Below are 25,863 nucleotides of genomic sequence, written 5' to 3'. Positions count from 1 at the left end.
GGGCGCCTGGCACCGATGCCGGCATCTACCGCCGCGAGACGCTGTCGCGCGGCGCGAAGGTCAACGGCCCTGCCCTCATCATCGAGGCCAACCAGACGGTTGTCGTGGAGCCCGGCTGGCAGGCCGAGATCACCGCGCTCGACCACATTCTGATGCGCCGCGTGGAGAAGAAGGCCCGCATGGCCGCACTCGGCACCAAGGCCGACCCGGTGATGCTGGAGGTCTTCAACAACCTCTTCATGTCGATCGCCGAACAGATGGGCGTGACGCTGCAGAACACCGCCTATTCGGTGAACATCAAGGAGCGGCTCGACTTCTCCTGCGCGGTTTTCGACCAGAACGGCGCGCTGGTGGCCAACGCCCCGCACATGCCGGTGCATCTGGGCTCCATGGACCGCTCGGTGGAAACCGTCATCCGACTGAACAAGGGCAATATCCGCCCCGGCGACGTGTTCGCGCTGAACGCGCCCTATAATGGCGGCACGCATCTGCCCGACATCACGGTGGTCACGCCCGTGTTTGACGATAGAGGCGAGAACATTCTGTTCTACACCGCCTCGCGCGGCCACCATGCCGATGTCGGCGGCACCGCGCCCGGCTCCATGACGCCGCTGGCGACCACGGTGGACGAGGAAGGCGTTCTGTTCGACAACTTCCGCCTCGTCGAAGGCGGCAAGTTCCGCGAACGGGAGCTGCACACGCTTCTGACCGACCATGCCTATCCGGCGCGCAACCCGCACCAGAACATCGCCGATCTGAAGGCGCAGATTGCCGCCAACGAAAAGGGCGTGGCGGAACTGCGCAAGATGATCGACCAGTTCGGTCTGGACGTGGTGCAGGCCTATATGGGTCATGTGCAGGACAATGCGGCGGAAGCCGTGCGCCGCGTGCTCGAACGCCTGCCGGATGCGTCGGAATATGAATATCCGACCGACACGGGCCAGGTGATCAAGGTGAAGATCACCGTCGACCGCGAGAAGCGCGAGGCGACCGTCGACTTCACCGGCACGTCGAACGTTCAGAAGAACAATTTCAACGCGCCTGAACCGGTGACCCGCGCGGCGGTGCTCTATGCCTTCCGCGTGATGGTGGAAGGGCAGATCCCGATGAATGCGGGCTGCCTCAGGCCAATCAACATCGTGATCCCGGAAGACTGCATGCTGCGCCCCTCCTATCCGGCGGCGGTTGTGGCCGGCAATGTGGAGACCTCCCAGCACGTCACCAACGCGCTGTTCGGTGCGATGAAGGCCATCGCCAACAGCAGGGCACGATGAACAATCTGACCTTCGGCAACGAAGAGTATCAGTATTACGAGACCATCTGCTCCGGCTCGCCCGCTGGCCGCATGAATGACGGGCGCGGCTTCGATGGCGCGTCGGGCGTTCATGTCCACATGACCAATTCGCGCCTGACGGACCCGGAAATCCTGGAGTTGCGCTTCCCGGTCCTGCTCGAGGACTTCCACATTCGCGAAGGCTCGGGCGGCAAGGGCAAGTGGAGCGCCGGCGACGGCACGCGCCGCACCATCCGCTTCCTGAAGACCATGGAATGCGCCATTCTCTCCTCCCACCGCAGCGGGCCGCCACGCGGCGTTGAGGGCGGCGGCGATGGCGAGATGGGCAAGACCGAAGTGCGCCGCAAGGACGGTCATGTCGAGACGCTCAAGGGCTGCGACCAGACGGTGATCGAAGCCGGTGAAGCGGTGATCGTGACCACGCCCACCGCCGGTGGGTTCGGAAAGGCGTAGAGCGCTCGGCACTGCGGGCGGGGAATACTCCCCGCCTTTAACAGCCCCGTCACACTCCGTCATCATCGTTTCACGCGCCTGTCATGGAAGCGCAGTAGCCCCTCAGGGAAAGATTGAGGGGAGAGACCCATGACAGATCTTTCAGCCGGCACCGGCCTTTCCACCCGCCGCCATCTCGGCAAAGCGGTCTATCAGAACAGGGTCACCACGCGCGCTGGCCTTTCCGAACGCCTCTTCGCCCTCCTTTTTTCGGGCCTCGTCTATCCGCAGATCTGGGAAGACCCGGACGTGGACATCGCGGCAATGGAACTCGATGAAAGCCACCGCATCGTCACCATCGCGTCGGGCGGCTGCAATGTGCTGGCCTATCTCACCCGCCAGCCGGCGAAAATCGACGCCGTGGACCTGAACGCCGCGCATGTAGCGCTCAACCGGCTGAAGCTCACCGCCTTCAAGACGCTGCCCGCCCATGGCGACCTGCTGCGCTTCTTCGGCACAACCAACCAGCGCAGCAACAGCGAGGCCTATCGCCGCTTCATCGCGCCAGCGCTCGACGCCCAGTCGCGTCGGCACTGGGAAAGCCGCGGGCCGCTTGGCCGCAGGCGCATCGACGCCTTCACGCGCAATTTCTACCGCAAGGGCCTGCTCGGCTTCTTCATCGCCACGGGCCACACGGTCGCAAAGTTCTATGGCGTGAACCCCACCGACATCATGAAGTCGCGCTCGCTTCGCGATCAGCGCATCTTCTTCGATGAGCAGTTACGCCCGCTGTTCGACCGTGGACTTGTGCGCCGGGCGACCTCGCGCAAGGCATCGCTGTTTGGCCTCGGCATTCCGCCGGCACAGTATGACTCGCTGATCACAGCGGGTGACGGCACCATGGCGGACGTTCTGTCGAGCCGGCTTGAAAAGCTTGCCTGCCATTTTCCGCTGAAGGAAAACTATTTCGCCTGGCAGGCCTTCGCCCGCCATTATCCTGCACAGGGAGAAGCCACCCTGCCCGCCTATCTGGAGCGCAGGAATTTCGACACGATCCGCTCTGCGGCGGACAATGTGACGGTGCACCACGCAAACCTGATGGACGTGCTGGGCAACAAGCCCGCGCAGAGCGTAGACCGCTATGTGCTGCTCGACGCGCAGGACTGGATGAACGACGATCAGCTCAACGCGCTGTGGAGCGAGATCACCCGCACGGCAGCGCCCGGAGCGCGCGTCATCTTCCGCACCGCCGCAGCGCCGAGCCTGCTGCCGGGCCGCGTGAACGATCACGTTCTGAACCAGTGGCGCTATGAGAAAATTCGCTCGCGCGAACTCTCGGCCAACGACCGCTCGGCGATCTATGGCGGGTTCCACCTCTATGTGAAAGCGACCTGAGAATGGCCATGCCGCAGACCGCCGGCCACGCCAGCCTGATGGACGGCGTCTATCGCCGCCAGCGCCATATCTACGACCTGACGCGCAAATATTATCTGCTTGGGCGTGACGGGCTGATCGGCGGGCTGAACGTGCCGGAAGGCGGCGCGGTGCTGGAGTTGGGCTGTGGAACGGGGCGCAATCTGGCGCTTGTTTCGGACCATTGTCCGAAGGCGCGGCTTTTCGGCCTCGACATCTCGCAGGAGATGCTTGTCACCGCGAGGCGGCGCATGGAGCGCGAGGGGATCGACGCCCGACTGGCCAAAGGTGATGCATCGTCCTTCGATGCCGAAGCGCTGTTCGGTCAGGCCCGTTTCGACCGGGTTTTCATTTCCTATTCGCTGTCGATGATCCCGCCATGGCGCGAGACCATTGCAGCCGGCCTCGACTGCGTTGCGCCGGGCGGCTCGCTGCACATTGTGGATTTCGGCCGGCAGGAAAGGCTGCCCGGCTGGTTTCGCGCAGGACTGCGGTGTTGGCTTGCGGCCTTCCACGTGACGCCGCGTGATTCACTGCGTGAAGCGCTGGAATCGGAATGCGAAAAACGGGGCGCAAGCCTGCGTTTCGATTCGTCTTTTCGCGGTTACGCCGTGCAGGCGATTGTGGAATTGCCTGCTGAGTACGACACCCCGTTGCATTGACGTTGTGCGTGGTTCGACAAGCTCACCATGAGGGAGGTGGAGCTTCGCGGTGAAGACCGGTTCCACGCCCCTGCTCACCAGTTGTGCAGCCAATCCCATCCCTCATGGTGAGCTTGTCGAACCACGCACCACTCCACGCTATTCCATCTGCCCCGGGATCTTCGCCAGAGCCTCGATCAGCGCCTGCGGCTTATAGCCGAGGCGTGAGGGTGTGAGGCCCATGCGCACCACCACCATGCGCAGCGAGGGAATGACCGTGATGGTCTGGCCATCATGGCCGAGCATCCAGAATGCGTCGGGCGGTAGGTTGAAGCCTCGTCTTCCGGCACGCCGCGCGGCGTGTTGGCGCGGGGGCCGTGCAGCCAGGTCTGCCGGCCATACTCGCCGCCCGAAGCCTCGGTGGGGGTGCGCATCCACCGTACCCACCTTCCGGCAGAATGCGTTCGCCCTTCCACACACCGTCCTGAAGGAGAAGCTGGCCGAACTTCGCCCAGTCACGTGCAGACGCATAGAGGTTGGAAGAGCCGGCATAGGTGCCGCGCGGGTCCGTCTCGAAGACGGCGGTGTCCATGCCGAGCGGACCAAACAGGGCCTCGTAAGGCCACGCCAACGCATCCTGCGGCGCATTGAACGTGTCCTGCCACACACGCGACAGGAGGACGCTGGTGCCGCTCGAATAATTGAAGACCTCGCCGACCGGGCCTTCAAGCTTCTGATCGGCGGCGAAGGCCGGCATGTCAGAGGCGAGATAGAGCATGCGCGTGACATCGCTCACATCGCCGTAATCCTCGTTGAAGTAGAGACCGCTCTCCATGGCGAGGAGATCGGCAACGGTGATCTTCGATCGCTCGTCATCCGCCATTCGGGGAACAGATTGCGGTCCTCGACGGACAGGCGTCCGGCCTTGACGCGGGTGCCGATGAGGGCGGCGGTGACGGTCTTGGTCATAGACCAGCCGATCAGGGGCTGCGTGTAATGGGCGACATCCTCGCCAAAACGCTCGCCGATGATGCGGCCATCCTGCACGACGACGACGGCGCGCATGCCGGGGCCGGTGAGCGCCGGATCATCGAGGAGTTCGGCCACCAGCTCATGGCCCTTGACGTCGATGCGCGGGCCTTCCGGCCACAGATCCGTTCCCTGAGACGCAGGCTCCGGCCTGTCGAAACGGGCGCCCAGCGCCGCGTCCACATCGCCATCGGGCACGGCGGCGCAGCCGGTCGCGCCGCGATAGACGGCAAGCCCGTCGCCAAAGACACCGAAGAGGCCGGTGTGAACCGTGGCGTCGGACGGCTCGACCCGCACGCTCATGAGCTTCAAAAGCGGATGGCCCGGGGCCTGAACGTCGCGCTCAAGCACGGTCTGCGGGTCGCGCCCGGCTATGAACACATTGGAGCAGATAATCTTGGCGGCGTAATTGGAGCCGACACGGATGAGCGCGGGCGGCGAGACATAGAGCCAGAGCGCTGCACCGGCGATTGCGACGGCAAGGAGACAGAGGAGCCATTTGAAGAGCCTGAGAGCAGTTCGCATTCCGTCGTCTTCTCCGTCTTCCCTGGCGGCCAGCCCTTTCATCCTGTGGTGACGGGGCCGGCAACTTCGCCTATTTCTGTCGGCGACGCCCCTATTTGCTGATTCGCACCCTGAGGAGCCCCGCTCATCATGCGTCGATTGATGATCGCCAGTCTATCCGCTTTGCTCGTCGGCTGCTCGACCGTCGACTATGATTTTTCCGATGTTGCGCCCAAGGCGCAACCCTCGACAATGCGCAGCAGCGGTGGCCTGCGCTTCGCCGACACCGACCCGCATGAGTGGGAGGGCGGCGCACCCTGGCACTATGCGGTGCACGGAACGGATGTCGCCAAATATCAGGCCGACATCGACTGGAAGAAGGTTGCCCGCAACGACATCTCCTTCGCCTTCATCAAGGCGACGGAGGGTGGCGACATTGTCGATGACTATTTTGCGCGCAACTGGCGCGCGGCGAAGGCTGCCGGCGTTCCGCGCGGGGCCTACCACTTCTACTACCATTGCCGCCCGGCCATTGAGCAGGCGCGGTGGTTCATCCGCAATGTGCCGCGTGACGCATCGGCCCTGCCGCCCGTTCTGGACATGGAATGGACGCCCTTCTCGCCCACCTGCACCATTCGCCCGCCGGCAGAAAAGGTGCGTTCGGAGATGCGCATCTTCCTGAACGCGGTGGAACGCCATTATGGCAAGCGGCCAATTATCTACACCTCGATCGACTTCTTCGATGACAATGATCTGAGCAGTTTCAAGGGCTATCCCTTCTGGTTACGCTCGGTGGCCGGTCATCCGGATGACAAATATTCCGATCATCCTTGGGTCTTCTGGCAATATACGGGCACCGGCGTGATCCCGGGCATTGAGGGGAAGGCCGATATCAACGTGTTCAACGGCAATTCCAGAGCCTGGAAAAACTGGCTCCGGGCCAATGCCAGCTGATCGCCCCAGACGCCTTCAGCCCGTGTTTTCAAGGAGAGTTTAAATGCGCAGAAAATCCATCGCGCTTGGAGCGCTGTTCGCCTTTGGCTTTGCCGGCAGCGCCGTGGCGCAGCAATGCGGTGGCGATTTCAACGCCTGGCGGGAGGGCGTGCGGCAGGAGGCTGCAGCCGACGGCATTGGCGAGCGCGGCCTTTCGGCGCTGAACGGCGCCGGCATCGACCAGAAGGTTCTGCAACGCGACCGCGCGCAGGGCGTGTTCAACCAGACCTTTGCCGAATTCGCCGGCCGCATGATCAATGATTACCGGCTGAAGAATGGCGCGGCGAACCTGAAGAAATACGCCGACACCTTCGCGCGCGCCCAGAACGAGTTCGGCGTGCCCGGCCCGGTGATCGCCTCCTTCTGGGCGCTTGAGACGGATTTCGGCGCGGTGCAGGGCGATTTCTCGACGCTCAACGCGCTTGCCACGCTGGCGCATGACTGCCGCCGGCCGGAAATCTTCCGCCCGCAGCTGATCGCGCTTCTGCACCTGATCGATCAGGGCTGGGTGCCGGCCAATGTGACCGGCGCATGGGCCGGCGAGATCGGCCAGATGCAGATGCTGCCGTCCGACTATTACACCAAGGGTGTCGATGGCGACGGCGATGGCAAGGTGGATTTGAAGGGCAGTTCGCCCGACGCCATTCTGACGGCGGCGAAGAACCTCCAGTCGCTTGGCTGGAAGCCCGGCCAGCCATGGATGGAAGAGGTGCGCGTGCCGGATCAGATGGCCTGGGAGAAGACCGGCCGCGTGACCAAGCTGCCGCGCTCGGAATGGGCGGCGATGGGCGTGACCTATCGCGATGGCAGCCCGCTGCCGGCAGACGGGATGGCGACGGCGGTCGTGCTGCCGATGGGCCACAAGGGACCGGCCTTCCTCGTCTACGACAATTACGACATCTATCTGGAATGGAACCAGTCGCTCATCTACACGCTGACGGCGGCGCATCTGGCGGCGCGCCTTGCCGGCGCACCGCGCTTTGATGTGCGCTCGCCCGAGCAGGGGCTTGCGCCCGAGACGATGAAGCAGTTGCAGACCAAGCTTGCCGCACGCGGCCATGACGTGGGCAAGATTGACGGCATTCTGGGTGCGGGAACCCGCGAGGCGGTGCGTCAGGAGCAGCTGCGCCTTGGCCTGCCTGCCGATGGCTGGCCGACGCCGACGCTGTTCTCCAATCTCTAGGCTTTTTCTTTAGACGCCCCGGCAGCCAGATCTTCATCGGGTTGCCGGGGTTTTTCTTCCGCTGTCTCAGATGCGAGTGTCGCCTCGGCGGCTTCCTTTTCCGCCTTTTCTTCTTTCTTCCGGGCGGCCTTCGCTGCCTTTTTGAGTGCCCGGCGGGCGCGCCATTTGCGCAGGGTCAGACGGCCTGCGCGATAGCGGGCGCGCACCCACCAGAGCCCCTCACCCACATTCTCGATCTCATCGGCATAGGCTTCCGACAGCGCTTCGCGATAGGAAGAAAAGCCCTTGGCCGCCACATATTCGATGCGGCGCATGACCGACATCCACGCCGGCGAGAAGAGAAGCGAGATGGCCGTGACGGCGATGGCAAGGCGATAGCTGTCCTGCCCGAGCGCGCCCGCCGACAGGCCGGCTGCCGCCAGCACGAAGGAGAACTCGCCGATCTGCGCCATGGAGAGACCGCCGATCAGCGCCGTGTTGCGGTCGTGCCCGGTGGCGCGCAGCAGGAAGACGTTGAGCAGCGTCTTGGCGGCGATGACCAGAAGGGCAGCCCCCAGAACCATCCAGAGATTGTTCCAGATATAGGTCAGGTCGAACAGAAGGCCGATGGACAGGAAGAAGATCACCACGAGGATGCTCTGGATCGGTTCGATGACGGGGATGATGCGGGCGCGCAGGTTGGAATTGCCCACCAGAATGCCGGCCACGAACGCGCCATAGGCGGGCGAGAGGCCGAGAAAACCGGAAAGAGCGGCTGCGCCGAAACAGACACCCAGCGCGCCAAGCGCCAGGATCTCGACATTGTCGGCAATGGCGGCAGCGAAAGGCACGCGCAGCTTGCCGCGTCGCCCGAGCCACCACAGGAGCCAGCCGAGAAAACCGACCGCCAGCGCCACCTTGGCGGCGATGGCGAGAAGGCTGGTATCGGCTCCGCCCAGCGCCGACACGATGATGAGCATCGGCACCACAGCAATGTCCTGCGCGATCAGTACGGCGATGGCGATGCGGCCCGCATCGCGGCGCAGTTCATCCATGTCGTCCAGCATCTTCATCGCGACAACGGTGCTGGAGATGCCGATGATGAAGCCGAAGATGATGCCTTCGGAAAGGCCTGTTCCGCCCATCCACGCAATGGAAAGGCCAATGGCCAGCGCCACCGAAAGCTGCCCGAAAGCCACCAGAACGGCCGGTCTGAGGCTGATGATGAAGGCTCTCAACGACAATTCCATGCCGATGAAGAACAGCAGCATCAAAACACCCATTTCGGCGAGCGCAATCACGCTTTCGGAATTGCCGATCAAGCCGAACCCGGTCGGCCCCATCACAACACCGGCCAGGATGAAGCCGACCAGCGGCGGCTGCTTCAGGCGCATCAGGCCGAGCCCGAGCGCAATGGCCACCAGGAGGACAAAGGCGACCTCCGTCAATGGAAAGGCGTGTGCTTCCGCTTCCAAGGTCAGGTTTCCTTCCCTTTCGCTGCCCTATCAGTCCGCCATGGTTTCGAGGCTGGCAAAACCTTCCGGCGCAGAACCCGCATCGAAAGGTGTTTTCACCTCGACGAACGTATCGGGATAAAACCCGTTGAAGCGGGTTCTTAGCGACAGGGAATAGGCGCCAATATGGCCGATCTCGATCCAGTCGCCCGTATCCACTGTTTCCGGCAGCCAGAAAGGCCGCGAGAGGATGTCCACGGAATCGCAGGTCGCCCCGCAAACCTTGAACGGAACCAGCTTTTCAGGATCGCCATTGCGATTGCGGATCGCCGGATCGGGAATGAAACGGGCCGGCAGCGTGATCTTTCCAGTCCAGGAATCCGAAAGCGAGGCCCAGATCCCGTCATTGATGTAGAGCCGGCGGCCCTTGCGCAGAAGAACGCGCACGATCAGCGAAAAGGCGCGCGCAACGATAACGCGTCCGGGCTCCGCCACGAGCGGCATATCGTCAAAACCCCACTCCACGATATCGGCCCGCAGCCGGGCCATGATCTCGTCAAGGCTTGGCATCTCGGGCTTTTTGCGGTTGGGATCGTGGCCATACTCCGCCGGGAAGCCGCCGCCCACGTCGAGCGCGGCAAGCTCGACGCCTGCCCTGCCCCGCACCCAGTCTGCCGAGGCGAGCGCGCGCTCATAGGTGTCCGGGTCCTGGATCTGTGAGCCAACATGGAAACACAGGCCGAGCTTATAGCCGTGCCGGTCCAGACGGCGCAAAAGCTCGACCGCCTGCGCCGGCCCGGCGCCGAATTTCTTCGACAGTTCATAGGCGGCATGGCCTTTGGTCTGAATGCGCACGAAAACGGTCAGCGAACCGGGGTCGATGTCGAGCGCCCGAACCACGCGGATCAGTTTGGTCACCTCATCTTCGTGATCAACCACGGTGACCCGGATGCCATATTCCTCCAGTGCCAGGCGGATGTCCGACTGCGCCTTGACCGGATGCATGTAGAGCATCTCGGCATTGGGTGCGACGGAGCGAACCGCGGCGAACTCTGCCGGAGACGCCACATCGAAAGCTTCAACGCCGGCCTCTGCCAGCGTTTTGAGCACAAGCTTCTCGCCATTGGTTTTCACGGCATAGGCGGTCTTGCCGGGAAACTGGCCCATGAAATCGCGTGCATCGGCTTTCAGCACTTCGGGCCGGAAGCAGTAGACCGGATCATCGGGACGAAGCTTGAGGGCAGCGTCTCGGGCGGTCTCAAAAATCTGCATGGGCAGCTCCTGGTTCGGATGAACGCAAAGGACGGAAGGGAAGCGTAGTGGATTTGTCGTTCATGTAAACGCTCCGCCCGAACGTCCGTCGCTGAAAATGCGGCCGGGCGGGTTTCGGGTGGGCGCCCTTCTTCTCATAACCTAATTCACAGGGTGCACGAACGATCCCGAATTGAGAGACCGCAATGACCGCACAGGCACCCGCCCAGACAACCGCGCCTCAAATGTCTGCCCGGAACTGGGCGCTTCTCCTCCTCCTTGGCACAGTGTGGGGCGGCTCCTACTTCTTCGCCCGTATCGCGGTCAGCGAAATGCCGCCACTCATGCTGGTCATGTTTCGCGTGTCGATTGCCGCGCTTGTCCTGCAGGCATTCCTTGCTGTTCGCGGACCGTCGTTTCGCATCGCATTGCCGCTCGCCGGCAGCTTCTTCGTGCTCGCCCTCCTCAACAACGTCATTCCCTTTTCGCTGATCTTCATGGGACAGACCGAGGTGGGTGCGGGGCTTGCTTCGGTGCTGAATGCGACGACGCCGTTCTGGACCGCAATCCTGGCCAACATGCTCACCGCAGATGAAAAGCTTACCCCGGTGAAGCTGACCGGCATCGCATTCGGCATTGCAGGAACGGGCGTGATGATCGGCCCCGGCCTCCTCACCGGACTGGGCGGCCCACTCTGGGCGAAGCTCGCCCTGATCGGCGGCGCCGTCTCCTATGGCCTCGCCTTCATCTACGGGCGACGCTTTCGCGGCGTTCCCCCAACTGCCGTCGCCACGGGGCAGCTCACCGCCTCCACCATCATCATGATTCCGCTGGTGCTCACGCTCTACGAGCCGGGAAACCTGTTCAGCTTTTCCGGCAACATCTGGGCTGCGGTCATCGGGCTTGCCGTTCTGTCAACGGCGTTTGCTATCTGATCTATTTCCGGGTGCTGGCAAGTGCGGGCGCTACCAATGCATCGCTCGTTACCTTCCTCAATCCTGTCAGCGCCATCCTGCTGGGAAGTCTTGTTCTGGGCGAACGACTCACGCCCTTCGAAATCGCAGGAATGGTGCTGATCGCCACCGGATTGATCATCATCGACGGGCGGCTTCTTGCGCGCATCCGTTAACACAAAGTGAATCGGACCAGTTGCCCAATGATTTCACCAATGATTTCAAATGAACGCGGCGACGGGCGGTAGTTTTTTTCACAAACCTACCGCAGCGCAGCATAAAATCCGCTTGCCGGACGGCACCTCATCCATAGAATCCAGCGGGTAAATAAGCAGAGGAGCTTTGCCATGGGACTGACACGGCCTGTGAATGCACTGATGATTTGCGCGGCATTCGTGTTCATCGGCGCCCTGGTAATGGGCGTTTTGCCGTAAACGCATGACCGGAGCAGCCACCTTCAAGGCAGCGGATCCGGAATTTGTTGATACGATACGAGAAAGGGCCGGTCGATCCGGCCCTTTATTTTATGCGGCGGCAGGTTGTTCCAGGCCCTTGCTGGGACGCGGACGAATGCCGATCATGTGGCAGACCGCATAGGCGAGATCGGCCCGGTTCATCGTGTAGAAGTGGAAATCGTCAATCCCGCGTTCCATAAGGTCGAGCACCTGCTCGGCAGCGACGGCCGAAGCCACAAGCGCATGAATCTGCGGCTCGTCTTCCAGCCCCTCGAAACGCTCGGCCAGCCAGCCGGGAACACTGGCGCCGCAACGCCCGGCGAAATTGGCAACCTGTGTGAAATTGTGCACCGGCAGAATGCCCGGCACGATGGGAATGTAGATGCCCGCGCGCCGCGCACGCTCGACATAGCGTTCATAGTGATCGTTGTCGAAGAAGAACTGGGTGATGGCACGCGTCGCCCCGTTGTCGACCTTGCGTTTGAGCATGTCGATATCGGTGGCGAAGTCCGGGCTTTCCGGATGCTTCTCGGGATAGGCCGACACCGAAATGTCGAAATCGCCCTGACGCTTCATCGCTCCCACCAGCTCCGCGCCATTGGCGTAGCCGTCGGGATGCGGGCGGTATGCTGCTCCGACACCGGCGCTCGGATCGCCGCGCAGCGCCACGAAGCGCTTTACGCCCATATCGACAAACTCGCCCACCACCTGGTCGACATCCTCACGCGAAGCATCGACACAGGTCATGTGCGCGGCCGGCGTGAGGCTGGTCTCGTCGAGAATGCGCCTGACCGTGCGGGCCGTGCGCTCACGGGTAGAGCCACCCGCACCATAGGTGACGGAGACAAAGGACGGGGCCAGGGGTTCCAGACGCTGCACCGTCTCCCAGAGCCGGGCCTCCATCGTGTCGGTCTTCGGCGGGAAGAACTCGAACGACACACGGAGTTTGCCGGCCACGTCGGGCTGGCGGGAAAAACGCTGTTGCGGCATCAAGCCGTCTCCTTTTGGGCAAACGACGGCACTATGCCGTCGGCAATCTGCATGCGCCGGTCGTGGGCAAGCCAGAGCTTGACCGTCAGGCCCTCTCCAGCCTCGCCCCGTGGCGCAAATTCCAGTGTTTCGGTGAGGTCTAGCTCGGCCTCTTCAAGCCACTCGGCAATCTGGCTGTCGGCCAGCCCGAGCCGCATATGGGCATGTTCCTCGCGCAGGAACTCGTGCTCATGTGGCGCGAAATCGACAATCACAAGACGCCCACCCGGTCGGAGCAGCCGGGCGGCCTCTCGAATGGCCACAGCCGGTCTGTCGATGTAATGCAGCACCTGGTGGATGGTCACCAGATCATGCGCATCGCGCTCTAGCTGCGGTGCCGAAATATCGCCAAGCCGCACCTGCGCGTGGGCGATGCCGGCACGATCGAGATTTGCCCGCGCCACCGCCAGCATCTCTCGGGAAAGATCGATACCGACAGCGCGCTGATAGAGCGGCGCAAAGAGTTCCAGCATACGGCCCGTGCCGGTACCAAGGTCCACCATGGACTGGAACGGCCGCGCGCCGATGAGTTTCAAAAGCTCTTCCTCCACGGCCTTATCGGGCACGTGGAGCGAGCGAATCTGATCCCAGCTCGCCGCATTCTGCGAAAAATACTCCGCCGCTCTCTCCTCACGCCGGCGCTTGATGGCCCCGAGACGCTCCAGATCGCGCTCGATGACGGCATCGGCCTGGTCGAGCCGACCAACGACACCATCGACGAATTCACGCGCCGCATCGGCATCCGACAGGCGAAAATAAGCCCAGGACCCTTCCTGATAGCGAACGATGAGCTGCGCCTCGAGCAGGAGCTTCAGATGACGGGAAACGCGCGGCTGCGACTGGCCGAGAATCTCTGTCAGGTCGGTCACGGTCAGATCACCCTGCGAAAGGAGCGCAAGGATACGCAGGCGGCTGGTTTCGGCCGCCGCCTTCAACGTGTCGACCATCTGGTCGAGATGAATTGCCGGACGCATGAGCATGCGCTTCTCCCAATACATATAAAGATATGTTTATATCGTTTGGGCTTGCTTGGCAAGATGACAGGGTTCAATGTTCACACTAGATCGCCGTGCGTCCATCCGGACGCACAAAGGACGATCCAAACTTTTAATGGAGCATCGGAACAATCCGAAAACCGGTTTCCACTTTTCGGTCCGATGCTCTATGCGGCAATGCGCAGAAGGCGTGCGGGAACAGGTTCCAGAATATGAAGCGGGCATCCACCGGGCGGCGCAAATCGGTCGACAAGGCGTTGACGCTGCTTATTCCATGGGCGCCCATGGCCGATGCCGAAGTGATCCGCGACAGGGCCAATGACCGCAAGCTACGCACCCTGCCGCCGGCAATAGCGGTATGGCTGGCAACGATCACCCATATCCGCCATGAGCATACGGATTACGATTCCATGCTCGAAGACGGTTACGACCGGGACGCCGCCCGCCATTTTATCGTCGATGACATCAACACAGTGCTCACGCGCTGGCGCGCCACCCGCCTGCTGGCCCCGGAAGAAGAAGACGGGCTGGAAGCCCGGCAGGATTGAAAAGCAGCCGCGCCTACATCATGCGCAGAAGCGCACCGCCGATGGAGTAGCCCGCACCGAAGGCGCAGAGCAGACCGTGCTCGCCGGGCTTCATGTCGCGATGTGTTTCCTCAAGCGCGATGATCGCGCCGGCGGCAGCGGTGTTGCCCAGCCGGTCGAGCACCGTGGGGGCACGATCCTGTCCCACCTCGCCACCGAAGGCGAGCTTGAGGATCATGGCGTTCATGCGGGCATTCGCCTGATGCAGCCAGAAGCGGCGCATCGTCTCCGGCGTGTGGCCGTGCTCCGCCAGAAAGTCGACAATGAACTTGTGACCGGCAATGGTCACGTCCTTGAAGACCTTGTTGCCATTCTGCTTGATGAGATTGCCTTCCATGGCGAGATAGGACGGATCCTCCTGCGCCAGACGACTCATGAAGCCGAAATTAGTGCGGATGTTGTTGGAAAACTGGGTCCAGCTGCGCGTGTCGACAATCTCGAAACGCCCGGGCCGCTCTTCGCTGGCGCCCAACGCCTCGACGAGAACGGCCACGGACGCGTCGCCGAAGATGAAATGGGTCTGCCGGTCGCGGAAATTGAGATGCGCGGTGATGAGCTCCGGCGTGACGACGAGCACACGGCGATGCGCGCCGGAGCGGACGAGATTGGTCGCCACATGCAGACCGGCGAGCGCCGAGGAACAGCCAAGCCCCATGTCGAAGCCTGCACCGCTGGTGCCAAGCGCTTTCTGGATTTCGATGGCAATGGCCGGATAGGGCCGCTGATGATGGGCGGAAGCACAGATGACGAGATCGACATCGCGCGCCTCGACACCGGCATGGGCGAGCGCCTTTCTGGCTGCGGCAGCGCCGAACTCGGCCATGACGGAAAGCTCGTCGTCGGCCCGGGCAGGAATATTGGGCGCCATGCGCGCGGGATCGAGAATGCCGTCACGCTCATAGACGTGACGCTGCCTGATGCCGGAAGCATGCTCGATGAACTCCGCATCGGACTTCGCCAGAGGCGGCAGCCCCCTCGCCTCGCGATTCGGGTTTTCCGCATCGACCCACGCGTTGAAGCTGTCGACCAGCTCTTCATTGGAAATGGACGCTTCGGGGATTTCGACGCCAATCCCGCCAACGCAGACGCGCGTCATGGCGTTGGAGTGGTGCGGTGCAAAATCTGAAGCCTCTTGCTCGCTGGTGCGCAGCATGATCCGTGCCTGTGTTTGCCTTCAAGGCGGATTTACGCTGAAACGCCATGGTGTCAAGGAAACACGCTCGCGGACGTTCACGATCCGATACTGATTGAAACACTCAAACAGAATCTAAATGTCAAAATGATGAAGGGGCCGAGGCCCCTCCCGGAAACATTTTACCGACAAGACCGCGCCTGTCTACCGCGTCAGCCGCTTGTAGGTCACCCGCTTCGGATTGACGCTGTCGGGGCCGAGGCGGCGGATTTTGTCCTGCTCGTAATCCTCGAAGTTGCCCTCGAACCATTCCACATGGCTGTCGCCCTCGAAGGCCAGGATGTGGGTGGCGAGGCGATCGAGGAACATGCGATCGTGCGAGATAATGACGGCGCAGCCGGCGAAGTTTTCCAGCGCGTCTTCGAGCGCGGCCAGCGTCTCGGTGTCGAGGTCGTTGGTCGGTTCGTCGAGCAGCAGCACATTGCCGCCTTCCTTGAGCAGCTTGGCCATGTGAACACGGTTGCGCTGACCGCCGGAGAGCGATCCGACTTTCTGCTGCTGGTCGCCGCCCTTGAAGTTGAAGGACGAGCAATAGGCGCGGCTGTTCACCTCATGAGCGCCGAGCTTGATGACATCGTTGCCGCCGGAAATCTCTTCCCAGACCGTCTTGTCGGGGTTGAGCGAGTCGCGGCTCTGGTCGACATAGCCGAGCTTGACGGTCTCACCGACGCGGATCTCGCCGGCATCGGGCTTTTCCTGCCCGGTAATCATGCGGAACAGCGTGGTCTTGCCCGCGCCGTTGGCACCGATCACGCCGACAATGCCACCGGGCGGAAGCTTGAAGTCAAGACCGTCGATCAGCAGGCGGTCGCCATAGCCCTTGGAAAGCCCTTCGGCCTCGATGACCACATTGCCGAGCCGCTCGCCGGCCGGAATGATGATCTGCGCATCGCCGGGACGGCGGTCGGCGGCAGACTGGACCAGCTCGTCATAGGCGCGGATACGCGCCTTCGACTTGGCCTGACGGGCCTTGGGGCTGGCGGCCATCCACTCGCGCTCGCGCGCAAGCGCCTTCTCGCGAGCGGCTTCCTCACGGCCTTCCTGTTTCATGCGCTTGGCCTTGGCTTCCAGATAGGCCGTGTAGTTGCCTTCATAGGGAATGCCGCGACCGCGGTCGAGCTCAAGAATCCAGCCCGTGACATTGTCGAGGAAGTAGCGGTCGTGGGTGATGATCAGCACGGCGCCTGGATATTCACGCAGGTGCTTTTCAAGCCACGCCGTCGTTTCGGCGTCAAGATGGTTGGTCGGCTCATCCAGCAGAAGGAGATCGGGCTGCCGCAGGAGAAGCTGGCACAGCGCCACACGACGCTTCTCACCGCCGGAAAGATGATCGATGGACGCATCGCCCGGCGGGCAGCGCAGCGCCTCCATGGCCATCTCCACCTGGCTTTCCAGGTCCCAGAGGTTCTGGCTGTCGATCTGGTCCTGAAGCTGGGATGCCTCCTCCGCCGTCTCGTCGGAATAGTCCATCATCAGTTCGTTATAGCGGTCGAGGATCGCCTTCTTGGCGGCGACGCCCTCCATCACATTGCCCATCACGTCGAGGGCCGGGTCAAGCTGGGGCTCCTGCGGAAGGTATCCGCAGGTCGCGCCTTCGGCGAGCCATGCTTCGCCGGTGAATTCCTTGTCGAGGCCGGCCATGATCCTGAGCACCGTCGATTTACCCGCGCCGTTGGGGCCGAGAATGCCGATCTTGGCATCCGTAGAAGGACAGGTGAACGTTCTCAAGAACCTTCTTGGAGCCATAGGCCTTGCTGAGGCCCGACATGTGGTAGATGAATTGGCGTGCCATGTGGCTCGTCGCGCTCCGTCTCACTCGAATTGGGGGGAACCTGTTGCGCAGCGTATGTAGGCCAAACGAAGCGGCGGGGCAATCCGCTGCACGGAGGGAAGATGGGCTTCGATGCTGAAACCCGGCTCGTAACGCCGGCCGGCTCCGATCTGCGCCTTTTCACGCGCCGGGCGAGTGGAAAGGTCCGTGCCGCGGTTCAGATCAACCATGGTGTTGCAGAGCATGCGGCCCGCTATGCCGGTTTTGCGGATTTTCTGTCTGAAAACGGTTTCGACGTCTATGCGCATGACCATCGCGGCCATGGAGCGACCACGGCGCCGGGTGCTCCGCTCGGTCATATCGGGCCAAAGGCGACCGCCGGAACGCTTCTGAAGGACGTGGAAGCCGTCCACAGACACATTGCTCAGGAGCGTGCCGGCCTCCCGATCATCATTTTCGGCCACTCCATGGGCGCCATGATCGCGATCAACTATGCGCTCCGCAATGGCCACCGCCTCGCTGGCGCGGCGATCTGGAACGCGCCACTTGCAACGCGGGCCGAGGCGCTTGCCGGGAAGGCAGTGCTCGCATGGGAGCGTTTCCGGCTGGGCTCGGACGTTCCCTCACGCTGTTGCCGAAACTCACCTTCGCCAATTGGGCGCGTGCCTTTCCCGACCGGCGTACCGATGCCGACTGGCTGTCGCGGGATGAGAGCGAAGTGGACAAATATATCGCAGACCCCCTCTCCGGCTGGGAGGCGTCCATCGGCATCTGGACCGCGCTGTTCGATCTCAGCCTGAAGGCGGCCGACAATGCGGCACTGGAGGCCGCCCGCAAGACATTGCCCTTCATGCTCGTCGGCGGCAGCGAGGACCCCTCCACCAAAGGCGGGAAGATCGTGCGCAAGCTCGAAAGCCGACTGCGAGAGAGTGGCTTTTCGAATCTGGAAACAACGATTTACGACGGTTTCCGGCACGAATCTCTCAACGAAATCGGCCGGGAAAAGGCAATGGAGGATTTTGTCCACTGGGCCGGAAAACTCATCAATTAATGCCGAAATAATGCGGTCTGCGCATCTGGAAGGCCACCGGGCCGTTTGCTACTCAAAAGCACATGAATATTGGAGGGCTGCGGGCGATCATGAACAACCCACCCCTGAAGGGCGTTCGCGTCATCGAACTGGCGCGCATTCTGGCCGGCCCATGGGCAGGTCAGGTTCTGGCCGATCTGGGCGCCGATGTCATCAAGGTCGAAAACCCCAATGGCGGCGACGACACCCGCAAATGGGGACCGCCCTTCGTGGAAGGTGCGGATGGCGAGAACCTTTCGGCCGCCTATTACCATTCGTGCAACCGGGGCAAGCGATCCATCGCGCTCGACTTCTCGAAACCGGAAGAGGCCAGGAAGCTGAAAAAGCTGATCGCCACCGCCGACGTTCTGATCGAGAATTTCAAGCTGGGTGGTCTCAAAAAATACGGGCTCGATTATGAAAGCCTGAAAGCCATCAACCCGCGCCTCGTCTACTGCTCCATCACCGGCTTCGGCCAGACCGGCCCCTATGCGCCACGCGCGGGCTACGACTTCATCATTCAGGGCATGTCGGGCCTGATGTCCATCACCGGCGCGCCGGGCGGCGAGCCGCAGAAGGTGGGCGTGGCGGTGAGCGACATCTTCACCGGGCTCTACTCGGTGATCGCCATTCAGGCCGCCCTGCGCCATGCGGAAGCGACCGGCGAAGGCCAGATGATCGACATGGCGCTGCTCGACAGCCAGGTGGCGGTGCTTGCCAACCAGAACATGAACTATCTCATCTCCGGCAACAGCCCGGTGCAGATGGGCAATGCGCATATGAACATCGCGCCCTATGAGGTGCTGCCGGTGAAGGACGGGCACATCATCCTCGCCGTGGGCAATGACGGCCAGTTCCAGCGCTTCTGCAAGATCGTCGGCCTTGGCGACCTGCCGGAAGACAAACGCTTTGCAACCAACCCGGCGCGCGTGGCCAACCGCGCAGCGCTGCGTGAGCGCATCGTCGCCACACTGGCGGGCTGGGAAAAGGCGGAGCTTTTGGGCAGGTTCGACGCCAATGCGGTGCCGGCAAGCCCGATCAACACCATTGAGGAAATGTTCGACGATCCGCAGGTGAAGGCGCGCGGCATGCAGCTTTCGCTCGATGACGGACACGGCACGGCGCTGCCTTCGGTGCGCGCGCCCATCGCCCTTTCCAAAACCCCGCTTTCCTATGAACGGCCAAGCCCAAGGCTTGGCGAACACACAGCAGAGATCCTGCGCGAAATCGGAGACGACAGCGAATGAAGACCGGCGGCCAGCTCATCGTCGACAGCCTTGAAGCCAATGGCGTCGACCGCATTTTCAGCGTGCCGGGCGAAAGCTACCTGGCGGTGCTCGACGCGCTACACGATTCAAAAATCCGCAACATCGTCTGCCGTCAGGAAGGCGGCGCGGCAATGATGGCCGACTGTCACGGGCGGTTGACCGGCCAGCCCGGCATCTGCTTCGTCACGCGCGGCCCCGGCGCGACCAACGCTTCGCCTGGCATCCACATCGCCATGCAGGACTCCACGCCGATGATCCTGTTCATCGGACAGGTGGCGAGCCACGCGCGTGAACGCGAGGCGTTTCAGGAAGTGGATTACCGCGCCTTCTTCGGCCCCATCGCCAAATGGGCGACCGAAATCGACGATGCGGCCCGGATTCCCGAAATCCTGACGCGCGCCTTCTCGGTCGCCACCTCCGGTCGCCCCGGTCCAGTGGTGATTTCGCTTCCGGAAGACATGCTGACAGATATGGTGGATGCGCCCGCACCACAGCCCTTCACGCCGGTCGAAACACGTCCGGGCAACGCCGAAATGGAAGAGCTTGCGGCGCTTCTGAAGGACGCCAAGCGTCCCTTCGTCATTCTCGGCGGCTCACGCTGGAACGAGAAGGCCGTGGCCGACTTCCAGAAGGCGGCGGAAGCGTGGTCCCTGCCCGTTGGTTGCTCGTTCCGCCGGCAAATGCTGTTCGATCATCTGCATCCCTCCTATGCGGGCGATGTGGGCATCGGCGCGAACCCGAAGCTTGCGGCGGCAATCAAGGAAGCCGACCTGGTGCTGCTCGTTGGTGGCCGGTTCAGCGAAATGCCGTCCTCCGACTACTCGCTCATCAAGAGCCCCTATCCCGAACAGAAGCTGGTGCATGTGCACGCCGACGCCGGCGAACTGGGTCGCGTTTACCGCCCGACACTTGCGATCAACGCTTCGGCAGCCGCTTTCGCGGAGGCATTTGCCGCACTTGCGCCGAGCGACGCGCCATGGGCGGCGGAAACCGAGCGTCTGCATCAGGCCTATCTCGACTGGTCGACCCCGCCGAAGACCGGTCCCGGCGCGGTGCAGATGGGCCCGATCATGGACTATCTCGAAAGCGTTTTGCCGGACGATGCGATCTTCACCAATGGTGCGGGCAATTACGCCACCTGGGTGCATCGCTTTCATCGCTTCCGCCGTTTCGCCACGCAGGGCGCGCCGACCTCCGGTTCCATGGGCTACGGCACGCCGGCGGCCGTGGCCGCGAAGGCGCTCTTTCCCGAACGCCCGGTGCTGGCCTTTGCCGGCGATGGCTGCTTCATGATGAACGGTCAGGAATTCGCCACCGCCGTGCAGGAGAACCTGCCGATCATCGTGGTGGTGGTGAACAACGGCATTTACGGCACGATCCGCATGCATCAGGAGCGCGAATATCCCGGCCGCGTTTCCGGCACCTCGATCAACAACCCCGATTTCGCAGCCCTCGCCCGCGCCTATGGCGGGCATGGCGAGACGGTGGAAAAGACCGAGGACTTTGCAGCCGCCTTCGAGCGCGCGCAGGCGAGCGGGAAAGCGGCGCTGATCGAGATCAAGCTCGACCCGGAAGCTATCACGCCGGCAAAGACGCTCACGGATATTCGCGAGAAGCGCTGAGGTTGATGTGTGCTTCGGGCGTGAGCCTGTGGCACCGGCAGCGCGTGCCTTCTCCCCCGCCCTTCGACGAGCTCAGGATGAGGGAGAAGGCAGATCAACCGTTGTGGCTTCGAATGGGCGAGACTGTAATTAGGTTTCTGCATAGAGTGCGAAACGGGCTGGAAGATTGCTCAGCCTGTTTGAAACCATTCGTAATCTAAGAGCCGCTCTCAGCAAAGCTCATCCACCAACACAGCCCTCACCAACACAGCCCTCATCCTGAGCCTGTCGAAGGGCGGGGGCGGCATGGAGGGTGCAGCGTGAAATCAATAAGAGCAGACGCTTGTCCCTCATCCCCCTGCCGGGACCTTCTCCCCGCCAGCGGGGAGAACGAGCGTGTCATTGGCTGACACGCGGAACCCAGAAGCGCGCTGGTCAGGCGGCGTCGAAATCGAGGACCAGCTTTTTTGCCGTGGGGCGGGTCTGGCAGGCGAGCGTGAAGCCGGCTTCGACTTCCCAGGGTTCCAGCGAAAAGTTCACCGCCATTTCCGACTGCCCCTCCACCACGCGGCAGCGGCAGGTGCAGCACATGCCGCCGGCGCAGGAATAAGGCAGTTCGATGCCGGCCTTGTGGGCCGCGTCAAGCACGGTGCCATCGGCATCCTGCATGGAAAAGCTGCGGCGCACGCCATCGACCACGACTTCGACCGCAACACCTTCCTGAACAGCCTCACGCGCGGCCTTCGACGCCTTGCGCGGGGCCGGCGCTTCGCCCGACGGCGTGAAGCGCTCGAAGCGGATGCGGTCCCGCTCCACACCCATGGTCTGAAGCGTGCCGGATACCGCGTCGATCATCTCGCCGGGGCCGCACAGGAACACGCCATCCATGGCGGCGGGCTCGATGAGGCCGCCATCGGCGAGTTCGCCGACGCGCGAAGCTCGATGCGGCCGTTCAGAATGTCCACATCCTGCGTTTCGCGCGACAGAAGGTGGATCAGCGTGAAGCGGCCCATATAGCGGTCCTTGAGGTCATTCAGTTCCTCAAGAAACATGATCGTCTCGGTGGAGCGGTTGCCATAGACCAGCGTGATCGTGCTGTCGGGCTCATGGGCCAGAACCGTGCGGGCGATGGAAAGCATCGGCGTGATGCCGGAGCCGGCGGCGAAGAGAAGGTAATCGTGGCGCTCGCCCTTGAGCGCGGTAAAACGGCCCTGCGGCGGCATCACGCGGATCGTGTCGCCGACGGAAAGCACATCGTTGACGAAGGTGGAGAAGCGGCCGTCGGCAACTTTCTTCACGCCGACGCGCAGATAGGGATCGCCGGGCGCGGAACAGATGGAATAGGAGCGGCGGGCTTCCTTGCCGTCAATTTCGGTGGCAAGCGTCAGATACTGGCCGGGCGTGAAGGCAAACGCCTCCACCTGATCCGCCGGGATTTCAAAGGCGATCGCCACGGCTTCAGGGGTCTGCCGCTCGATGGAGGTCACTTTCAGATCGTGAAAACGCGGGGCCATGGTCACCTCGGTCTGGGGTCGGTCAGATACATTTGAAATAGTCGAAAGGCTCGTGGCAGCTCTGGCAGCGGTAAAGCGCCTTGCAGGCCGTGGAGCCGAATTCGGAAATGCGCGCGGTCTCAAGCGAGCCGCAGCGCGGGCACGCCACTTCCGTCTCGCCAAACAGCGCGCGAATGGAGTTGGAGGCTTTTACGGGTGGCGCGATGCCATAGGCGCGCAGCTTTTCGCGCCCCTCCTCCGTGATCCAGTCCGTCGTCCAGGCGGGCGAAATGACGCGCTCCACGCGCGGTTCGAAACCCGCTTCACGCAGCGCCGTTTCCACCGCCAGTTCAATGGCGAGCACCGCCGGGCAACCCGTATAGGTGGGCGTGACGCGGGCGACGGCCACATCGCCATCCATCTCGACACCGCGCAGGATGCCGAGTTCGGCAATGGTGACGGCGGGGATTTCCGGATCGACCACAGCGGCGGCGGCGCTATAGGCGCGCTCTTCCTTCTCCCCGCCTGCGGGGAAAAGGCGGCCTGAAGGAAAGGCCGTCACCACCGTTTCGCCGATCACCACGTCATCCCCGGATAGGTGCGCTGCATGTATTGCAGTTCTGCAAGCAGGAAGCCCAGCGCCTCGCCATGGCGGCCCTGCCGACCGCCGGTCTGGCCATAGGGCGTTTCCACCCAGTCGAGCCCCGCTTCGGCGAACACTGGACCGACGATGGCGTCGAAGGCAGGTCGCAAAGTGGACGGATCGGGCGCGATGCCAGCCTCGGCCACAGCCCGCGAAACCTCGTCGCTCTCGAACAGCTCGTCCACGTAGGGAGCGAGCGCCTCGACCGCCGCCTTCATGCGGCGCGTGCTTTCCTCAGTGCCATCGCCAAGGCGCACCACCCATTCGCCGGCATGGCGAATGTGATAGGCGACTTCCTTCTCGGCCTTGGCGGCAATGCCCGCCAGCCGCGCGTCGGTCGACGACATTATGGCCTGCCAGAGAGGCTGCATGAAGGCTGCGAAATAGAACTGGCGCAGCATGGTGTGCGCGAAATCGCCGTTCTGGCGCTCGGCCATCAGGCAGTTCACATATTCACGTTCGCGGCGCACATAGGCCAGTTGATCCTCGTCGCGGCCCTTGCCTTCAGCCTCGCCGGCATACTGGTAGAGCGACCGCGCCTGACCGATGAGATCGAGCGCCATGTTTGGCATGGCGAGGTCTTCTTCCAGCATGGGCGCGTGACCGCACCACTCCGAAAGCCGGTGACCTAAGATCAGATGATCGTCGGCAAGCCGCAGCAGAAACGCCGTCAGCATCTCGCCGGAAACGGGAGAAGCGGCGGCCATCACATATGCCCCACATCTTCAGGAATGTCGTAGAAGGTCGGGTGACGGTAGACCTTCGAGAGAGACGGCTCGAAATTCTCGTCCTTGTTTTCCGGGTCCGACGCGGTGATCGCAGACGACGGCACGACCCAGATGGAGGTGCCCTCACCCCGGCGCGTATAGACATCGCGCGCGGCCTGAAGCGCCATCACCTCGTCGGCGGCATGAACAGAACCGCAATGCTTGTGGGCCAGCCCGTTGCGCGGGCGGATAAAAACTTCCCAAAGGGGGATCAGGTTCTTCGTCATGTGGCTCACTCCGCCGCCATTTTCGCCGCTTCGCGGCGGGCTTTCCGTTTTTCCGCATGCGCGAGTGCCGCCTCGCGCACCCATGCGCCATCATCCCAGCTTTCCGCCGGGCCTCGATGCGCTCGCGGTTCATGGGCCCATGCCCCTTCACCACGCGCCAGAACTCGTCCCAGTCGATGGGGCCGAAATCGTAAGAGCCCTTCTCATCGTTCCACTTGAGGTCGGGATCGGGAAAGGTCAGGCCGATGAACTCGCCCTGCGGCACCGTCGCATCGACGAATTTCTGGCGCAGCTCGTCATTGGTGAACCGCTTGATCTTCCATTTCATCGACTGGTCGCTGTGCTGGCTGTCACCGTCCGAAGGACCGAACATCATGAGCGAGGGCCACCACCAGCGGTTCAGCGCATCCTGCGCCATCTCCTTTTGCTCGGGCGTGCCACGCGCCAGCGTCATCATGATCTCGTAGCCCTGGCGCTGATGGAAGCTCTCTTCCTTGCACACCCGGATCATGGCGCGGGCATAGGGGCCGTAGGAACAGCGGCAAAGCGGGATCTGGTTCATGATGGCCGCGCCATCCACCAGCCAGCCGATCGCGCCGATGTCGGCCCAGGTCTGCGTCGGATAGTTGAAGATGGAGGAATATTTTGCCTTGCCGGACAGAAGCTCTTCGGTCATTTCCTCGCGCGAGACGCCCAGCGTTTCGGCGGCGGAATAGAGATAGAGCCCGTGGCCGCCCTCATCCTGCACCTTGGCAAGCAGGGCCGCCTTGCGGCGCAGCGACGGCGCGCGCGTGATCCAGTTGCCCTCCGGCAGCATGCCGACGATCTCGGAATGCGCGTGCTGGCCGATCTGGCGAACGAGCGTCTTGCGATAACCCTCCGGCATCGGGTCGTTGGGCTCGATCTTCTCTTCGGCATCGACCCGCGCCTGAAAGGCGGCGAGAAAGGCCTCGTCTTCGGTGGTATCGGTTTTCGCGCCGATAAGCCCTTGGCTATACATCGCTCGTCCTCCATGCTCACGCGCGGCTCAGGGCGGGGCAAAGCCCACATTCGATATGTAACAAAAATTCTCTAAACTTGCAATATTTCGTAACGCTTTTTCGCGAATGGAGGACAGATGAGCGAAACGACCACCGGAGAGGCGGCCCTCAAGGCCGCGCGCGACACGCTTGCAACGGTGTTCGCACCATGGATCGCGGCCCTTGAAATAGAAGCGCTTTCAGCCGACGAAACGGGCGCGGACTTCCGCCTGCCGGAAAACGTGGACCTTGCGCATGCCGGCGGTGTCGTCTGTGGACAGGCGACCGCCTCGGCAGCCGATACATGCGCGGTGGCGGCCCTTTCCGCAGCCAATGGCCGCTTCCGCACCTGCACCACGGTGGACATGACCACGCATTTCATTCGGCCACTCAAACCCGGTCCGGTGGCGATCCGGGTCGAGGTTCTGTCGAACGGAAGGCGCATGGCCTATGTGCGGGTGGAGATGCGAGCCGAGGGCGACACCCGCCTCGCCTTCACGGCAACTGGTGCTTACGCATATCTTGACGGATAAACTTCCACGACCGCACGTTTTATTTCGAGTGACAGTTCAGTCAAAATTAAAGTAGCCTGACCTTGCAATTCTCACTGCAATTGCGCCG

Annotated in this window: 19 protein-coding genes and 6 pseudogenes; 12 read left to right on the top strand and 13 right to left on the bottom strand. The window is 62.6% G+C overall.

Annotated features, from left to right (window positions below; genetic code table 11):
- From JCM21793_RS24220 to JCM21793_RS04870, 3 genes and pseudogenes are all read left to right on the top strand, one after another.
- Positions 1-1,747, top strand: a pseudogene (locus JCM21793_RS24220) (hydantoinase B/oxoprolinase family protein); the annotation flags it as partial.
- A 129-nt stretch (positions 1,748-1,876) separates the two neighbouring features.
- Positions 1,877-3,121 carry a BtaA family protein gene (locus JCM21793_RS04875; RefSeq protein ID WP_025029645.1) on the top strand — a complete coding sequence of 415 codons (1,245 nt, stop codon included), beginning with the start codon at positions 1,877-1,879 and terminating at the stop codon, positions 3,119-3,121.
- Between the two features lie 2 nt (positions 3,122-3,123).
- Positions 3,124-3,801, top strand: coding sequence for a class I SAM-dependent methyltransferase (locus JCM21793_RS04870; RefSeq protein WP_025029644.1), 678 nt, complete (start codon positions 3,124-3,126; stop codon positions 3,799-3,801).
- Between the two features lie 138 nt (positions 3,802-3,939).
- On the opposite strand, the pseudogene JCM21793_RS24215 reads toward JCM21793_RS04870, so the two are convergent.
- A pseudogene (locus tag JCM21793_RS24215) lies at positions 3,940-5,334 on the bottom strand (serine hydrolase domain-containing protein).
- A 129-nt stretch (positions 5,335-5,463) separates the two neighbouring features.
- Here JCM21793_RS24215 and JCM21793_RS04860 point away from each other — a divergent pair.
- Together JCM21793_RS04860 and JCM21793_RS04855 are read left to right on the top strand one after the other, a co-directional pair.
- The gene (locus JCM21793_RS04860) at positions 5,464-6,267 is read left to right on the top strand and encodes a glycoside hydrolase family 25 protein (protein WP_025029643.1); all 804 of its coding nucleotides are present in this window, start codon (positions 5,464-5,466) and stop codon (positions 6,265-6,267) included.
- Positions 6,268-6,310: 43 nt separating this feature from the next.
- On the top strand, positions 6,311-7,489 hold the full coding sequence (locus tag JCM21793_RS04855; protein WP_025029642.1) for a lytic murein transglycosylase: 1,179 nt from the start codon (positions 6,311-6,313) through the stop codon (positions 7,487-7,489).
- On the opposite strand, the gene JCM21793_RS04850 is transcribed toward JCM21793_RS04855, so the two are convergent.
- Together JCM21793_RS04850 and JCM21793_RS04845 are read right to left on the bottom strand one after the other, a co-directional pair.
- A complete protein-coding gene (locus JCM21793_RS04850; RefSeq protein ID WP_025029641.1) occupies positions 7,486-8,943 on the bottom strand; it encodes a cation:proton antiporter in 1,458 nt (485 codons plus the stop codon). The genes JCM21793_RS04855 and JCM21793_RS04850 overlap by 4 nt on opposite strands.
- Before the next feature lie 30 nt (positions 8,944-8,973).
- On the bottom strand, positions 8,974-10,194 hold the full coding sequence (locus JCM21793_RS04845; RefSeq protein WP_025029640.1) for an alanine racemase: 1,221 nt from the start codon (positions 10,192-10,194) through the stop codon (positions 8,974-8,976).
- 224 nt (positions 10,195-10,418) lie between these two features.
- Between JCM21793_RS04845 and JCM21793_RS24210 the strand changes: the two are divergent.
- Positions 10,419-11,302: pseudogene (locus JCM21793_RS24210) on the top strand (DMT family transporter).
- Positions 11,303-11,650: 348 nt separating this feature from the next.
- Here JCM21793_RS24210 and metF read toward each other — a convergent pair.
- Positions 11,651-12,571: a methylenetetrahydrofolate reductase [NAD(P)H] gene (gene metF, locus JCM21793_RS04830; protein ID WP_025029639.1), complete on the bottom strand. Its 921-nt coding sequence runs from the start codon at positions 12,569-12,571 to the stop codon at positions 11,651-11,653.
- Positions 12,571-13,590 (bottom strand): ArsR/SmtB family transcription factor, encoded by a 1,020-nt coding sequence (locus JCM21793_RS04825; RefSeq protein WP_007008374.1) that lies wholly within the window; start codon positions 13,588-13,590, stop codon positions 12,571-12,573. Before JCM21793_RS04825 ends, metF begins: the two co-directional genes overlap by 1 nt.
- A 227-nt stretch (positions 13,591-13,817) precedes the next feature.
- Here JCM21793_RS04825 and JCM21793_RS04820 point away from each other — a divergent pair, with 227 nt between their 5' ends.
- Positions 13,818-14,153 (top strand): DUF2293 domain-containing protein, encoded by a 336-nt coding sequence (locus tag JCM21793_RS04820; RefSeq protein ID WP_025029637.1) that lies wholly within the window; start codon positions 13,818-13,820, stop codon positions 14,151-14,153.
- 13 nt (positions 14,154-14,166) lie between these two features.
- Here the strand turns inward: JCM21793_RS04820 and JCM21793_RS04815 are convergent, their stop codons facing one another.
- Positions 14,167-15,288 carry a beta-ketoacyl-ACP synthase III gene (locus tag JCM21793_RS04815; RefSeq protein WP_025029636.1) on the bottom strand — a complete coding sequence of 374 codons (1,122 nt, stop codon included), beginning with the start codon at positions 15,286-15,288 and terminating at the stop codon, positions 14,167-14,169.
- Positions 15,289-15,528: 240 nt separating this feature from the next.
- Positions 15,529-17,176, bottom strand: a pseudogene (ettA, locus tag JCM21793_RS24205) (energy-dependent translational throttle protein EttA).
- Positions 17,177-17,277: 101 nt separating this feature from the next.
- Between ettA and JCM21793_RS31160 the strand changes: the two are divergent.
- The 4 genes and pseudogenes from JCM21793_RS31160 to JCM21793_RS04795 all read left to right on the top strand — a co-directional run.
- A pseudogene (locus tag JCM21793_RS31160) lies at positions 17,278-17,709 on the top strand (alpha/beta fold hydrolase); the annotation flags it as partial.
- Positions 17,710-17,744: 35 nt separating this feature from the next.
- On the top strand, positions 17,745-18,206 hold the full coding sequence (locus JCM21793_RS31155; protein WP_306306727.1) for a serine aminopeptidase domain-containing protein: 462 nt from the start codon (positions 17,745-17,747) through the stop codon (positions 18,204-18,206).
- Between the two features lie 89 nt (positions 18,207-18,295).
- Positions 18,296-19,471, top strand: coding sequence for a CaiB/BaiF CoA transferase family protein (locus tag JCM21793_RS04800; RefSeq protein WP_025029635.1), 1,176 nt, complete (start codon positions 18,296-18,298; stop codon positions 19,469-19,471).
- Positions 19,468-21,114, top strand: coding sequence for a thiamine pyrophosphate-binding protein (locus tag JCM21793_RS04795; protein ID WP_025029634.1), 1,647 nt, complete (start codon positions 19,468-19,470; stop codon positions 21,112-21,114). The genes JCM21793_RS04800 and JCM21793_RS04795 overlap by 4 nt, the downstream gene beginning before the upstream one ends.
- A gap of 414 nt (positions 21,115-21,528) precedes the next feature.
- Here the strand turns inward: JCM21793_RS04795 and JCM21793_RS30060 are convergent, their stop codons facing one another.
- The 6 genes and pseudogenes from JCM21793_RS30060 to paaA all read right to left on the bottom strand — a co-directional run bounded on the left by JCM21793_RS30060 (position 21,529) and on the right by paaA (position 25,223).
- Positions 21,529-21,981: a 2Fe-2S iron-sulfur cluster-binding protein gene (locus tag JCM21793_RS30060; RefSeq protein WP_244439664.1), complete on the bottom strand. Its 453-nt coding sequence runs from the start codon at positions 21,979-21,981 to the stop codon at positions 21,529-21,531.
- Entirely contained in the window at positions 21,945-22,607 is a 663-nt protein-coding gene (locus tag JCM21793_RS30055; RefSeq protein WP_244439663.1) for an FAD-binding oxidoreductase, read from the bottom strand. Before JCM21793_RS30055 ends, JCM21793_RS30060 begins: the two co-directional genes overlap by 37 nt.
- Before the next feature lie 22 nt (positions 22,608-22,629).
- Complete coding sequence (gene paaD / locus JCM21793_RS04785; RefSeq protein WP_025029633.1) at positions 22,630-23,166, bottom strand: 1,2-phenylacetyl-CoA epoxidase subunit PaaD; 537 nt, start codon at positions 23,164-23,166, stop codon at positions 22,630-22,632.
- Positions 23,163-23,936 (bottom strand): 1,2-phenylacetyl-CoA epoxidase subunit PaaC, encoded by a 774-nt coding sequence (gene paaC, locus JCM21793_RS04780; protein ID WP_025029632.1) that lies wholly within the window; start codon positions 23,934-23,936, stop codon positions 23,163-23,165. The genes paaD and paaC overlap by 4 nt, the downstream gene beginning before the upstream one ends.
- Positions 23,936-24,223: a 1,2-phenylacetyl-CoA epoxidase subunit PaaB gene (gene paaB, locus JCM21793_RS04775; RefSeq protein ID WP_007008364.1), complete on the bottom strand. Its 288-nt coding sequence runs from the start codon at positions 24,221-24,223 to the stop codon at positions 23,936-23,938. The genes paaC and paaB overlap by 1 nt, the downstream gene beginning before the upstream one ends.
- Before the next feature lie 5 nt (positions 24,224-24,228).
- A pseudogene (gene paaA, locus JCM21793_RS24190) lies at positions 24,229-25,223 on the bottom strand (1,2-phenylacetyl-CoA epoxidase subunit PaaA).
- Positions 25,224-25,340: 117 nt separating this feature from the next.
- On the opposite strand from paaA, the gene JCM21793_RS04765 reads away from it, so the two are divergent.
- Entirely contained in the window at positions 25,341-25,775 is a 435-nt protein-coding gene (locus tag JCM21793_RS04765; protein ID WP_025029631.1) for a PaaI family thioesterase, read from the top strand.
- The last annotated feature ends 88 nt before the right edge of the window (positions 25,776-25,863 follow it).

The organism is Nitratireductor aquibiodomus NL21 = JCM 21793, from assembly GCF_000615975.1.
Taxonomy (GTDB): domain Bacteria; phylum Pseudomonadota; class Alphaproteobacteria; order Rhizobiales; family Rhizobiaceae; genus Nitratireductor; species Nitratireductor aquibiodomus.
Note: the sequence above shows the minus strand (reverse complement) of the source record. Positions and strands in the feature narration are given on the sequence as shown.